This window comes from Streptomyces mirabilis (genome assembly GCF_018310535.1).
GTDB lineage: Bacteria > Actinomycetota > Actinomycetes > Streptomycetales > Streptomycetaceae > Streptomyces.
Map to the genome: position 1 here is coordinate 2,361,917 of NZ_CP074102.1, position 13,555 is coordinate 2,375,471.

13 protein-coding genes are annotated in these 13,555 nt (G+C 69.3%); 4 read left to right on the top strand and 9 right to left on the bottom strand.

All coding sequences use genetic code 11. The annotated features are described in order from the left end of the window. Nucleotides 1-6: 6 nt before the first annotated feature. Entirely contained in the window at nucleotides 7-210 is a 204-nt protein-coding gene (locus SMIR_RS10175) for a DUF397 domain-containing protein (protein ID WP_212726902.1), read from the top strand. Here the strand turns inward: SMIR_RS10175 and SMIR_RS10180 are convergent. The 5 genes from SMIR_RS10180 to mnmA all read right to left on the bottom strand — a co-directional run bounded on the left by SMIR_RS10180 (nucleotide 199) and on the right by mnmA (nucleotide 7,630). Then, a complete protein-coding gene (locus SMIR_RS10180) occupies nucleotides 199-1,425 on the bottom strand; it encodes a restriction endonuclease subunit S (RefSeq protein ID WP_212726903.1) in 1,227 nt (408 codons plus the stop codon). The genes SMIR_RS10175 and SMIR_RS10180 overlap by 12 nt on opposite strands. Further along, nucleotides 1,415-4,027, bottom strand: a complete 2,613-nt coding sequence (locus tag SMIR_RS44290) for a type I restriction-modification system subunit M (RefSeq protein ID WP_212726904.1) — start codon at nucleotides 4,025-4,027, stop codon at nucleotides 1,415-1,417. The genes SMIR_RS10180 and SMIR_RS44290 overlap by 11 nt, the downstream gene beginning before the upstream one ends. Before the next feature lie 143 nt (nucleotides 4,028-4,170). Further along, nucleotides 4,171-5,049 carry an RloB family protein gene (locus SMIR_RS10190; RefSeq protein WP_212726905.1) on the bottom strand — a complete coding sequence of 293 codons (879 nt, stop codon included), beginning with the start codon at nucleotides 5,047-5,049 and terminating at the stop codon, nucleotides 4,171-4,173. Beyond that, nucleotides 5,046-6,371 (bottom strand): AAA family ATPase, encoded by a 1,326-nt coding sequence (locus SMIR_RS10195; RefSeq protein ID WP_212726906.1) that lies wholly within the window; start codon nucleotides 6,369-6,371, stop codon nucleotides 5,046-5,048. The genes SMIR_RS10190 and SMIR_RS10195 overlap by 4 nt, the downstream gene beginning before the upstream one ends. 131 nt (nucleotides 6,372-6,502) lie before the next feature. Then, entirely contained in the window at nucleotides 6,503-7,630 is a 1,128-nt protein-coding gene (mnmA, locus tag SMIR_RS10200; RefSeq protein ID WP_212726907.1) for a tRNA 2-thiouridine(34) synthase MnmA, read from the bottom strand. Between the two features lie 295 nt (nucleotides 7,631-7,925). On the opposite strand from mnmA, the gene SMIR_RS10205 reads away from it, so the two are divergent. Further along, nucleotides 7,926-8,624, top strand: coding sequence for an N-acetylmuramoyl-L-alanine amidase (locus SMIR_RS10205; protein WP_168501312.1), 699 nt, complete (start codon nucleotides 7,926-7,928; stop codon nucleotides 8,622-8,624). A gap of 261 nt (nucleotides 8,625-8,885) precedes the next feature. Further along, nucleotides 8,886-10,403, top strand: a complete 1,518-nt coding sequence (locus SMIR_RS10210) for a multicopper oxidase family protein (protein ID WP_168495776.1) — start codon at nucleotides 8,886-8,888, stop codon at nucleotides 10,401-10,403. Between the two features lie 34 nt (nucleotides 10,404-10,437). On the opposite strand, the gene SMIR_RS10215 is transcribed toward SMIR_RS10210, so the two are convergent. The 3 genes from SMIR_RS10215 to SMIR_RS10225 form a co-directional block, all read right to left on the bottom strand. After that, nucleotides 10,438-11,607, bottom strand: a complete 1,170-nt coding sequence (locus SMIR_RS10215) for a cysteine desulfurase family protein (protein WP_168495774.1) — start codon at nucleotides 11,605-11,607, stop codon at nucleotides 10,438-10,440. Between the two features lie 109 nt (nucleotides 11,608-11,716). Further along, nucleotides 11,717-11,929: a DUF4190 domain-containing protein gene (locus tag SMIR_RS10220; RefSeq protein WP_168501311.1), complete on the bottom strand. Its 213-nt coding sequence runs from the start codon at nucleotides 11,927-11,929 to the stop codon at nucleotides 11,717-11,719. 124 nt (nucleotides 11,930-12,053) lie between these two features. Next, entirely contained in the window at nucleotides 12,054-12,221 is a 168-nt protein-coding gene (locus SMIR_RS10225) for a hypothetical protein (protein WP_168495772.1), read from the bottom strand. A gap of 144 nt (nucleotides 12,222-12,365) precedes the next feature. On the opposite strand from SMIR_RS10225, the gene SMIR_RS10230 reads away from it, so the two are divergent. Further along, nucleotides 12,366-12,992, top strand: a complete 627-nt coding sequence (locus SMIR_RS10230) for a TetR family transcriptional regulator (RefSeq protein ID WP_054234597.1) — start codon at nucleotides 12,366-12,368, stop codon at nucleotides 12,990-12,992. A gap of 103 nt (nucleotides 12,993-13,095) precedes the next feature. Here the strand turns inward: SMIR_RS10230 and SMIR_RS10235 are convergent, their stop codons facing one another. Next, nucleotides 13,096-13,470 carry a hypothetical protein gene (locus SMIR_RS10235; protein ID WP_168495770.1) on the bottom strand — a complete coding sequence of 125 codons (375 nt, stop codon included), beginning with the start codon at nucleotides 13,468-13,470 and terminating at the stop codon, nucleotides 13,096-13,098. Between the last annotated feature and the right edge of the window lie 85 nt (nucleotides 13,471-13,555).

Here is a 13,555-nt window from a genome sequence, read left to right on the forward strand (position 1 = left end):
AGAGACATGATCGAGAACGGGTGGCAGCGTTCGTCGTTCTGCGGGGGCGGAGGCAACAACTGCGTCGAGCTGGCCGCCACCGGCGACGGCGTTGCTCTCCGCGAGAGCGACAGCCCGGCCGAGGTCCTGGTGACGGGCCGGGATGCGCTGCTGTCGCTCATACGTGGGGTGAAGACCGGAGCCAGGGCATCGGGCGGGTCAGGTCACTGAGTCGGCCTCTCGACCGCCGAGAAGGTCCTCCGCTACGGCTTGCTGAACCGTCCGAAGCTTCTCGACCTGCTTCCCGACAGCGTCGAAACGCCGCTGCCAGCCTGCCTGCGTGGCGATGATCTGCCGCTGCTCCCCAAGAGTGACGTGGGGCACTTTCAGGCCTCTCACGTCTCCCTGCGAGATGTTGTTCTGCCCAGTACCGCCATTCAACAAGTTGCCGATCTGTTGTCGCACGCCGACCGAGCGAAGCAGGACGGGCAGGAACGCGCCTTCAGCCTGGTCCGTATCAGGGACAAGGCGCAGAATCTTGTCCGAGAGCATCAGCCGTCGCCGCGTTGGTCCCACCTGGCATACAGCGCCGACCAGTGAACGTGCTCCGTTGGCGCGGGCGACCAGGATGTCACCTTCCCGTACTTCGATCCGAGGCCGTGGCACCAGCCCGGCGGGGAGCCTCTTGGACTCATCTGCTTCGAACTGTCCTGAAGTGACCGCACTGACTTTGATGACGCCCCACTCATCTGAGGCAGGCTGAATGCTGTCGCACGCCGGGCTCCAGCCCGTCTCAATGTCTGCGAGCAGCTCACCCAGCCACACGCTCTCTCGGCCAACACTGCGAGCCAGCAACGCTTCCGACGTGGCCCGTTCGGCCTCACGCAGCTTCTCCCGGACCCGTTCCAATCCCGAGATCCGCCGCTCGAACGCGGCATGCGCGGCGACAATGCGGCGCTGTTCGTCCACCGAAGGTAGCGGGATCTCCAGGAACTTGACCAGCTCCGCACTGATCTTGACCATGCTTTCGCTGGTTCCTCGGGCTCCAGCAGTCACTTCTCGGCGAGTGCGAGTGGAGCGCAGGACGATCTCCAGGTACTCAGACAAGCACCGGTCCTCATCCGTGCGCAGGCGCATCATCAGATCCGGATAGATGCAGGGTCGTCCCGTGGATCGGTAACGACCGACGAGTCCCACCAACTCACGCGTGTTGGCCCGGCTCATCAGCAGATCACCGTCTGCCAGAAGCGCCGCACGTGCCAACGGCGTGTTCGGAACGTTCTTCAGCTGGATCGGAGAGAAGCCGTTCGCAGTCAGACAGCCAAGGCCCAGCGCCTGAACCCCAGTCCAACCAGCCACAGCCTTTGGTGAGTAACCGTTCCTCGGATTCCCGAGCAGCACGTCTCCCAGCCGCACCAATGGAACCACCCGACCCTCACCGCCCATAACCCAACTCCTCCAGCCACCGAGCCAACTCCCCCTGAGCCCCCGCGCTCTCCCCCTCAAGTTCCGCCAGCGACACCGCATACTTCTCGGCCCACCGGCGGAACGCCGCCACCAGCTCCCGCCGCCCGACGGCGACCGCAGTCTCAAGCCGCGCCGACAGGCTCTCGTTCAGGATCGACAGAACGACCTCGCGCGTACGCACCTCATCCACCAGCGCCAGTTCCGCAGCCGCCAGAAGCTGCGTCAGGAACTGGTCCTCCAACGCCTTGCGTTTCTTCGTCGCGGCGGCGCGTTCCCTCTTCCGGGCCGCCAACTCCTTCTCCAGGCGGGCCAGTTCCTCCGGAGACACCGGCTCGGCGGCCGACTCGTCACCGTCGACGTCCGTGGCCTCCTCGGCCTCCTCCGAACCGTCCGCGTCCTCGGATTCCTCGGCATCCTCCGGCTTCGCCGCCACCAGTGCCTCCGTCGCCTCCTTGAAGGCCGCGTCGGCCGCCGCCGAGTCCGCCTCGGCCGCCGTGTACGCCGTTAGGAAGTCCGGGATCAGCAGCCGTACGACCGGCCGGTCCATGGCCGTCCGACGGTCCGCCGCCGCGACGGTCGCGCGGCGGGTCGTGCCGGTGGAACCGGCGGCCGGGGTCAGGATCGCCTCTGTCGAGTCGACCCAGCCTTCCAGGACCCGCTTGAAGCCGCCGGCGGCCAGCGCCTTCATGTCGTAGCGGGACTCCGTCCACCAATCGGCGACGGTGCCCGCCGTGCGGTAGCGGTCGAGGACGCCCACACCCCCGATCGCCTCGGCGAAGCCGTCCAGCAGGCCGGTGCGCAGCTGCATCAGCCTGCGCGGACCGTCCTTCGCCAGTTGCACGAACAGCTCCTGGCCCTCGGCCCACCAGGTCTCGTACGCCTCCCGCAGCGCCGCCTCGCGCGAAGCCGCCAGCTCGGGGATGCGGGCCGCGCTTGCCTCCGGCCCTTCCGGCAGGAAGTCGTAGTAGGCCGGGTCGTCCTCGCGCACCGCGAAGAGGGAGGTCGCGTCGACGCCGTACGCGTCGAACAGGTCCTTCTTCGCGGCGACCTCGGTGACCGGGACGCCCCCGTACAGGTGCGCGCGCACGTCGTGCGGCTCGGCGGGCGGGGAGTTGTCCACCCAGCGGCGGATGTTGAGGTTGGCGTCGGCGGCGAGGAGCGTGTCGCGGTCCACGAACGCCGAGTAGCCGGGGACCTCGCGGCCCTCCTGGAAGACCGTGACGATCTTCTCGACGTGTTCCGGGCCAAGTTCGTTCTGATTGCGGCCCGGCGTGAAGTCGCGGTCCGCGTTGACGAAGAGGACCTTCTTCACGCGGGCCGGGCGCTTGCGGTGGGGACGCCGCAGGATCAGGATGCACGCCGGAACGCCGACACCGTAGAAGAGGTTGGGGCCGATGCCGATGACCGCCTCCACGCAGTCGTCGCGCAGCAGCTCCATCCGGATGTCGCGTTCCCTGCCGCCCCGGAAGAGCACGCCGTGCGGCATGACGACCGCGACCATGCCCTCTTCCTCCAGCACACCGAGCATGTGCTGGGCGAACATCAGGTCTGCCTTCTTGCCCTTCTCCGGAGCCCATCCCCACCTCATACGGGTGCCGTGCCGCGCCTCGGCCGCCTCGACCGACGGGCGGTCGTAGAGCTGGGAGAAGGGCGGGTTGGAGAGGACCTTCTTAAAGGTGCGGAGCCGGCCCGTGGCAGGGTCGATGTGCAGCGGCTCGGTGAGGGTGTCGCCGTGCCGGAGGTCGAAGTCGCGGATGCCGTGCAGCACCATGTTCATGCTGGCCATCGACCACGACTCGGGGCGGAGGTCCTGGCCGTTGACGCCCAGTTCCTCCGGTCTGCCGCCGTGCTCCTCGACGTACTCCCTGGCGGCGATGAGCATGCCGCCCGAGCCCATGCACGGGTCGTACACGGTCTCGGTGGGCTGCGGGTCGACCAGGCGCACCATCATGCGCACCACGGAACGCGGGGTGTAGAACTCGCCGCCGCTCTGACCCGCGCTGTCGGCGAAGCGCGCGAGCAGGTACTCGTACGCGGCGCCCAGCATGTCGGGGAACTCGAAGTCCTCGTTGCGCAGCCGGTACACGCTGAAGTGGCGGATCAGGGAGCGCAGTTCGGTGGTGGTGAAGCGGGAACGGTTGCCGATCTGGGCGTTGAAGGTGATGTGGGAGGTGACTCCGGCGAGCAGGTCGTTGCCGGCCTCCAGGGCGGCCAGCGCCTCGTCGAGCCGCTCCCCCACGCGCTCGGTGAGTTCGGAGATTCCTGGGGCGAAGCCGTCGGAGAGCTCCGGGTCACGGTGCGGTCCCGCCCACCAGCGGGCGCGCGGTGGGACGTAGTAGACGCGATCGTAGGATTCCGGGTCGTCCGCCCGCTTCCGGGCACGCTCCTCGTCACCGCCTGTGGTCTTCAGTGCCTCCGCGTGCACGCGCTCCCACTCGGGCTGGAACTCGTCCGAGCAGCGCTTGAGGAACAGCATCCCGAAGATGTAGTCCCGGTAGTCGGAGGGCTCCATTCGTCCGCGCAGGATGTCGGCGGCGGCGAACAGGTGCCGCTCCAGTTCGGGCAGGGTGAGTCGGGCCACGCGCCGGTCCTTTGTGTGACGGGGATCCAGGGGCACACCGTGTCGGCCGGAGTGCCCTGGAAGCCTAGACGCCCGGCGGGTCAGGTGGAAAACGGAACCGAGGGCGCCACTCAGGTCTCGGCCGCCCGCGGCTTCGCCGCTGGTCAGCCCTCGGTGATCCCCAGGCTGACCAGGAGCCGCCAGACGTCGGTGGACGGGTCCCGGTCCAGGACCTGGCAGCCCGGCGCGTGCCCGGACCGGGCCGCCCAGCGCTCAGGCGGTTTGGGGCTCGGCAGCGCAACCGCCCCGTCCCCGTACTGGCGCTGAGGCTCGACGATCTTGGCCTGGATGGCTTTGCACGCCCCGTACTCGCACTGGGCGAGCAGGCTCTTGGCGTTCGCGATCGCCTTGTCCGCCTTGTCCTCCAGGGCTTCGGCCCGCGCGCCCTTGACACTCTTGTCGTTGCGCTTGTCAAAGTTCTTGAACGCGGGGTGGGCCTTGCGCAGCTTGTCATGCACGACCTCGCTGCTGCCGCTCTGCGCACCGCCGAACGCCTGGAAGTGCAGAAGCAGCCACAGGTCGAAGGAGGGATGAGAGAAGCACATCTCGACACCGAACGCAGCGGCGTCCGCCACCGCCTGCGGGATCTTGGTGTGCTGGTCGCGGTCGAAGAGCGCCCACGCCTCGTCCTCGGCAGCCTGGGCCTTCACCTCTTCGACGACCTCTTCCGGCTTGAGCCCGTTCTTCTTGCTGACCGTGTGGATCACGAACGGCTGTCCGGTCAGCTCACCGGACCCGAACCGGTCCTGGAGATATCTCAGGTAGTCCGGCTCCGTCGACTCGCCCTCGCAGCCGACGTACAGGACACGCCGACGACGGGTGATGGCAGGGGGAGCCGTCGGCACCAGCGGGTGCTCCGCGCGCCGGTCGCGCCGTCCCTTCTTGCGCTTGCCCGTGCCGGTGCCATCGGTCTGCTCCCGCCCGTCCTGCCGAGCCCCGGTGCCTGCGTCGTGCCCCTGGTGTCCTCCGCCCCGCCTGGTCACGCTGACGCCTTCGCCTCCCGCTCGCGTACCTTCTCCTGCTCCCGCCAGGCCAGCTCGCGGGCGATGTCCCCCGCGCCGAGCCGCGGGACGCCGCCGTAGCGGCCCCTCAGATAGCCGCGCTCCAGGTTCTCGCCGGGGCCCGGGTCAGCCTCTGTCAAGCGGTAGAGCTCTGTCTCGCCGGACTTGCGCTTCACCGTGATCCACACCTGGTCGCGGCCGAGCGGACGGTCCAGAACCTCGCTGCCGAGGAGGGTCGCGTCGTGCGTGGTGAAGACCAGTTGGGCGTCCCGAGGGTTGGCCTCCGGGTCCTGGAAGAGGCGTACGACCTCGGCCGCGAGCGTCGGGTGGAGGCTGGAGTCGAGTTCGTCCACCAGCAGGGCCGAGCCGTGGTCCAGGACGTGCAACATGGGGCCGAGGAACGCGAACCAGGTATGCGTGCCGAGCGACTCCTCGCTGCGGAAGTCCAGCAGCGCCTCGTCACCATCCGGGGTGCGGTGCCGCAGGGTCACCTCGCCTGTCTCGCGGTCGATGTCCACTCCGGTCAGTCCGAGGTCTGCCATGGCCAGCAGCCGCGTCAGGCGCTCGGGGTAGTCTCGCGGCTCGGCGTGCGTCCGCTTCTTCGCCCCGGCCGTGGATTCGGCGAGAAGGCGTCGCGTCCAGTCCGTGCGGGCCGCGACATCCTTGCCCGGTGTGACCAGCCACATGTTGTCCAGGAACCACCGGTGGATAGCCGACAGTTGCGGGTCGTTCAGGGCGGCGGCGGTGGACAGGAACAGGGCGTTCGGACGGGTGAAACCGACCAGGTCGTCGCGCCGGCCTCGGAATCCCCCGGGGTCGAAGACGTACTCGCCGCCCTGCTCTGGCGACCGGTCCGCTTCACGGTCCAACCAGACAACGCGCTCCCCCTCCGGGTAGGCGTACAGCCACTCGGCCTCGACCCGGTCGTCCGAGAGTTCGAAACCGTAGGTGTAGCGGCTCTTGCGCCGTCCCAGTGCCAGATCGACTTCGAAGACCGAGGTCTCCTCGCGTGCATCGGGGTCCAGCTTGAACGGCTCACGCGGCACCCCCGTGAGTTTCGTCCACTCCGCGAACGACTCGCGTACCGCTCTGCGCATGAAGTACATCGAGCTCAGGAGGTTGGACTTCCCCGAGGCGTTGGCGCCGAAGACGCCCACCACGGGCTCGACCGACACCTCGTCGTCGCCTTGACGCAGGCCGATCGCCCTCGCACCGCCGTCGTCGTAGTCCTTCGTGCCGACCAGCGACAGCTCGCACTCGTCACGGATCGACCGGTGGTTGGCCACCCTGAAGCGCAGCAGCACCGTCGACCTCCAGGAGGACGGGCGGGTGCCCGTCGTTCACGTGCTCGTCAGTGGTCATAGGGACATGACCGTGCGGACACTCCGCGGCAGCAGCCTATGACGGCTGTGGCCCCGGAGCCACCCCCGAACGATCAAACGACGACCGCCGCACGCACCGTAGAAGCGATCGTCGCCGAGCCGACCACGCGCGTGCCGTCGTACAGGACGATCGCCTGGCCGGGGGCGACGCCGCGGACCGGCTCGGTGAACGTGACCTCGAGTTCGCCGTCGACCAGCTCGGCAGCGACCTCCGTCTCGCCTCCGTGGGCGCGGAGCTGGGCGGTGTAGGTGCCCGGGCCGGTGGGGGCGGCGCCGCACCAGCGGGGCTTGATGGCGGTCAGCCCACTGACATCGAGGGATGCCGCCGGACCCACCGTCACCGTGTTGTTCACCGGCGAGATGTCCAGGACGTAGCGCGGCTTGCCGTCCGCGGCCGGCGTGCCGATGCGCAGCCCCTTGCGCTGCCCGATCGTGAAGCCGAACGCGCCCTCGTGGGAGCCGATGACCGACCCCGACTCGTCGACGATGTCGCCCTCCGCCTTGCCCAGGCGGTTCGCCAGAAAGCCCTGGGTGTCGCCGTCGGCGATGAAGCAGATGTCGTGCGAGTCGGGCTTCTTGGCGACGGCCAGGCCCCGGAGCTCCGCCTCCGCGCGGATCTCGTCCTTCGTCGTCACCGTGTCACCCAGCGGGAACAGCGCGTGGGCGAGCTGGCTGTCGTCGAGGACACCGAGGACGTACGACTGGTCCTTGGCCATGTCCGAGGCGCGGTGCAGCTCGCGCGTGCCGTCCTCGTTCACGATCACCTTGGCGTAGTGGCCCGTGCAGACCGCGTCGAAGCCGAGCGCGAGCGCCTTGTCGAGCAGGGCGGCGAACTTGATCTTCTCGTTGCAGCGCAGACACGGGTTGGGGGTGCGCCCGGCCTCGTACTCGGCGATGAAGTCCTCGACCACGTCCTCCCGGAAGCGCTCGGCGAGGTCCCACACGTAGAACGGGATGCCGATGACGTCCGCGGCGCGGCGGGCGTCGCGCGAGTCCTCGATGGTGCAACAGCCTCGCGCGCCCGTGCGGAACGATTGCGGGTTGGCGGAGAGCGCGAGGTGCACGCCCGTCACGTCGTGGCCGGCTTCCGCCGCGCGGGCGGCGGCGACGGCGGAGTCCACGCCGCCGGACATGGCGGCGAGGACGCGGAGGGGGCGGGGGCGCTGCGAGGTCTCAGTCATAGCCCCTCCAGAGTACGGGGCCGCGGGAACCGAAGCCCGCGGGTATCCGTTGATGATCGCAACGGGGACCGCCGGAGGACGGGCGGGCACGAAGGACGGGGCGGACGCGATGAGTGAGGCCGCGGAGAACACGGAGAACACAGGCAACACAGGGACCACCGAGGCCACAGGGACCGTGGGAAGCAGTGGGGCCGCGGTCGGCACAGGGACCACGAAATCCACGAGGGCTGTGGGCACCACGGGGATCGCCGGAGCCGGAGAATCCACCGGGAGCACCGGGAGCAGCGGGGGCGGCGTGGGCGCGAACAAGACCAAGGGGCGTGCCGGCCGGGACCGCGACCGGCGGATCGGGCGCCGGACGCTGCTGATCGGTGGCGCCGCGGCCGCCGTGGGCACGGCGGTGCTCGCACGCGGCGAGCTCGGCCACCTGTGGTGGCGGCTGCCCGGCGTCGAGAAGCCCCGGGTGGCGGGTGCCGTCGACTTCCGGGGTGCGCAGTGGGTGGCCGCCTCGTCGGCGAACTGGCGGCGGGCGGACCGGCCCGACGACTACGGGATAGACCGGGTCGTCATCCACGTCACCCAGGGCAGTTACCGAAGCGCCGTGAAGGTCTTCCAGGACCCGGCACACGGCGCGGCGGCGCACTACATCGTGCGCAAGGACGGCCACATCACCCAGATGATCCGCGAGCTGGACGTGGCGTTCCACGCGGGCAACCGGGGGTACAACGAGCGGAGCGTCGGCATAGAGCACGAGGGCTTCGTCGAGCGCGCCTCGTCGTTCACGGACGCCATGTACGCGGCCTCGGCTCGGCTGACGGCCGCGGTCTGCGGGCGGTACGGCATTCCCGTCGACCGTACGCACATCATCGGACACGTCGAGGTGCCGGGCACGGACCACACCGACCCCGGGCGGTACTGGGACTGGGACCGGTACATACGCCTCGTACGACAGGCCCGCACCGCGGCGGAGCCGACGCGCACAGCCGGGGCGTAGCTGCCAGAGAGCGCTTTCGACGCGCGCTCACAGACTGCGGTACGCAGGGTTCGAGTCACCTAATCGTGATGCTGTGAGGCACTCGCGGGACGCGCCTGTCCATTGCGTCCCGTGCTGCCGATGTGACCAGCGGCACGTCAACTCTCCTTCTTCCGAAGGGAGTTGATCCTGACTTTTAGTCATCGGATTTCACAGCGAAGACGGCGTTCTCCTAAGTCGACCCAAGTCTTTACACAGCCCTTAGGTCGAGAGTCCACCGCCATGACGCACACCACACAGCCCGCCTCCGGCGCGGGCAAGGACAAGGGCCGGTCCAAGACCAAGGGCAAGGGCATGCACCGCCGCAAGTTCCTCGGCGGGATGGCCGGGGCGGGCATCGCGGCGGTGACCGCCGGCGGCACGGCCATCGCCTTGCTGACGAACGCGACACAGAACAAGGCGCACGCCGCGGGCACCACGCTGACCATCCCCGATCTCCTGGAGGGGACCACCACGGACGGCACCACGACGTTCACTCTGGAGGCGAAGACCGGCACCAGCGAGGTGCTCAGCGGAGTGACCAGCACGACCGCGGGCTACAACCAGTCGTTCCTCGGCCCCACCATGAAGTGGACCTCCGGCGACACCGTCCTGCTGAACATCACCAACAGCCTCACCGAGGACACCACCGTCCACTTCCACGGCGCACACGTCCCGCCCAGCATGGACGGCGGCCCGCAGAACGCCTTCGCCGCGGGGAAGACCTGGTCGCCCACCTTCACGGTCAAGGACGAGGCGAAGACGCTCTGGTACCACCCGCACGCCCTGGGCACCACGGCGGAGCAGGCCACCCACGGCCTCGCGGGAATGATCATCGTCGAGGACGACTCGGACGCGTCCGCGGCCCTGCCGAGCACCTACGGCACCGACGACATCCCGATCATCCTGCAGTGTCTGGCCACGGACAGCGCGGGAGACATCAAGTACAACCTGAGCGGCTACCTCAGCAACGGTCTCAGCTTCCCGCTGCTGTGCAACGGCACGAACGTCGACGACACCACGCTCTCCTTCACCGCGACCAAGAAGCGCACCCGCTTTCGGCTGCTCAACGCCTCACCGTCCGACATCATCACCGTCCAGCGCAGCGACGGTGCGACGCTCACCCAGATCGCCACCGATCAGGGCTATCTGACCGAGGCCACCGAGGTGGCGTCCATCCGGCTGGTGGCGGGCGCGCGGGCCGAGTTCGTCATGGAGCTCAGCGACGCGGTGACCCTGGAAGCCGTGGTGACGACGGGCTGGGTGCGCGGCGGCAGTGGGACGTACGAGTTCCTGACCGTCACCCCGGACACCTCGGACACCCCCGAGACCCTGCCGACCCTCAACACCATCACCCGTTACGACACCAGCGACTTCACCGCCCGGACGATCACGCTCGGCCAGAGCGGCACAACGATGACGATCAACGGCTCCGCCGGGACGAGCATGTCCTCGATGGCGATGATCAGCACCACCCTGGGCGCCGAGGAGGTGTGGACGGTCAAGAACAGCACGCAGCTTGAACACTCGTTCCATCTGCATGATGTGCCGTTCCAGCTGATCTCCATCAACGGGGAGGATCCGACAGGCGTCCAACTGGGCTGGTACGACACGTTCGAGGTGGTCGGCGGCGGCTCCATCGAGATCGCGATGAAGTTCACCGACTTCTCGGACGACACCTATATGTACATGCTCCACTGCCATCTGCTGCAGCACGAGGACGAGGGCATGATGGCCTCCCTCATGGTGACGGACAGCTAGCGCCTGTCCGGCCCTGCGGGCGGGCGCCGGCGTGTCAGGTCAGACCTGCCGTCCGTGCCCGCTCCACCGCCGGGCCGATCGCCTTGGCCACCGCCTCGACGTCCGCCTCCGTGGAGGTGTGGCCGAGGGAGAAGCGCAGGGTGCCGCGGGCCAGGTCGGGGTCGGTGCCGGTGGCCAGCAGGACATGGCTGGGCTGGGCGACCCCCGCCGTGCACGCGGAGCCCGTGGAGCACTCGATGCCCTGGGCGTCCAGCAGAAGCAGCAGGGAGTCGCCCTCGCAGCCCGGGAACGTGAAGTGCGCGTTGGCGGGCAGGCGGCCCCCGGCCGCAGGGTCGCCGCCGAGGATCGCGTCGGGCACGGCAGCCCGCACCACGTCGACCAGGTCGTCGCGCAGAGCGCCGATCTCGCGGGCGAACCACTCGCGCTGCTCGGCGGCGAGCCGCCCGGCGACCGCGAACGAGGCGATGGCGGGTACGTCGAGGGTGCCGGAGCGCACATGCCGCTCCTGGCCACCGCCGTGCAGCACGGGTACGGGGGTGTACTCGCGGCCCAGCAGCAGGGCGCCGATGCCGTACGGACCGCCGATCTTGTGGCCGGAGACGGTCATCGCGGCGAGACCGGACGCCGTGAAGTCGACGGGCACCTGGCCGAAGGCCTGGACCGCGTCGGCGTGCAGCGGGATCCCGAACTCGGCCGTGACGTCGGCCAGTTCGCGGACCGCCATCACCGTGCCGATCTCGTTGTTGGCCCACATGACGGTGACGAGGGCGACATCGTCGGGGTTTCGGACGATGGCCTCGCGCAGGGCGCCCGGGTGGACGCGGCCGTAGGAGTCGACGGGCAGGTACTCGACCGTGGCGCCCTCGTGTTCGCCGAGCCAGTGGACGGCGTCGAGGACGGCGTGGTGTTCGACCGGGCTCGCGAGGACCCGGGTGCGGGCCGGGTCGGCGTCACGGCGGGCCCAGTACAGGCCCTTCACGGCGAGGTTGTCGGCCTCGGTCCCTCCGGAGGTGAAGACGACCTCGCTGGGGCGGGCGCCGAGGGCCTCCGCCAGGGTTTCCCGGGCTTCCTCGACCGTCCGCCGGGCGCGGCGGCCGGCGGCGTGCAGGGAGGAGGCGTTGCCCGTGACGCTCAGCTGGGCGGTCAGCGCCTCTACCGCCTCGGGGAGCATCGGTGTGGTCGCGGCGTGGTCGAGGTAAGCCATGATGGGCCCGATTCTACGGGCCGTCCGTCCACGGCCTCGGCCCCCGTCGGGGTAGCCGCCCGTCCGCCCCTCGTTCCGCGCTGGATCGAACGCCTCGTTCGGCGGCGGCTCAGAAGTTCCAGGACACCGTGCTGTCGAACTGCATGAACGCCACCAGCACCAGCAGATCGGCGATGCCGAGGCCCAGGCCGAGGATGGCCCGGCCGCGGCGGGCGGTGCCGCGCCAGAGGGCGACGGAGGCCAGGGCGATGGCGATCGGGCCCAGGAAGACGTTCAGGACCAGCAGGCCGAGGAGGCCGAGGATGAAGGAGGCGACGGCCATGCCGTCGGCGTCCTTGGTGCCGGTCCCGCGGGTGGGCGCGTTGGCCGCAGACGCGGTGGGCGCGGGCGCGGTGGTGAGGTCGGTTCGCTCGGTGAGTTCCATGACGTGAGTCAGCTCCCGACAATCAGTTGGTGGAGGTGTGGCGCCGGCGGGCGTTGCGCTCGCGGACCGCGAAGACGGCCAGCCAGACGCCGATGACGGCCGCGGCGACGAGGGTGACGGGCAGCGGGGCGTGGGCTACGGAGCCCATCACGACACCCAGCAGCAGCAGGACGGCAACGAGGAACAGCATGAGGTGCCTCTCGACAGTGAACCCCGATTGTTTCGGGGACTTGACGACTCAGTGAACGGTTGTAGTAACACTTGTTCACTGACTCTAGAGTCTAGCGTGTCGCCCGGCTTTTCAATTACAGAGAACAGTTGTTAACTGCATGGTATGAGTCACACTCTCGGCATCCGGCAGGCCCAGAAGCAGAAGACCCGTCAGGCGCTCCTGGACGCGGCGTTGGAACTGCTGGAGGAGCAGAGCCTGAGCAGCCTGGGTCTGCGCGAGGTCACACGCGCCGTCGGAGTCGCGCCGACCGCCTTCTACCGGCACTTCCGCTCGACGGAGGACCTCGGCGTGGCGCTGGTCGAGGAGGCGCTCGGCAGTCTGCACCCGATGATCGGGGACACGGTCTCCGCGGCCGGCGACAGCGCCGGACGCATCGAGCGCGCGGTCGACCTGATCGCCCACCATGTCGAATCCCATCCCGCGCACGTCCGTTTCATCGCGCGCGAGCGGCACGGCGGCGTCCAGCGGGTGCGGCGGGCGATCAGGGAGCAACTGGAGCGGTTCGCCGAGGAGGTGAAGGTCGAACTGGCCAAGCACCCCGAGTCGGAGGGGTGGAGCGACGACGATCTGCTGATGCTCGCGGGACTGTACGTCGACCAGATGCTGATGACGGCCTCGCTCTATCTGGAGGCGCTGGAGGCGTCCGAGGAGGAGCGGGAGCGGGTGGCCCGTGTCGCGACCCGCCAGATGCGGCTGATCGCCATCGGCCGCCGCAACTGGCTGGGGTGACGCACCCGTCCCCGAAGGGCGGGGTGACGACACCCGTTCACCGAAGGGCGAGGTGACGCACCCGAGTATCGAGTACGTCACCCCTGAGAGAACCGGGACGGGCTCAGCCCTGTGCCGCCTGCCCGCTCGGCTGCCCGCCACCGCCCGGGCCGCCGCCGCAGCCGCCCTGACCGCCACCCTGACCGCCGCCCTGGCCACCGCCCGGACCGCCGGACGGCATGCCCGAGGGACCGCCGGAGGGCATCTTGCCGGTGGGCATGTTCGACGGCGTCCCGGAGGGCGAGCCCGTGGGCATCCCGGAGCGCCCGCCGCTCGGCATGCCCGACGGGCCTCCGCTCGGCATGCCGGAGGGCCGCTGACAGTTCTGGCTCGAGTTGCCGCTGTTCGAGGACGACGAGTCGCCCGAGCCGCAGGCCGCCAGCAACGGCGAGAGCGCCAGCAGGGCGACGGCGGGGACGAGTCGGGCACGACGGTTCATGAGGTAACTCCCAGTCAAATCACGTGGACCGGTTTATGAAGGCCGGATGAGTGCGGGATGAGCGGTGGACAGAGGACCAGATCCA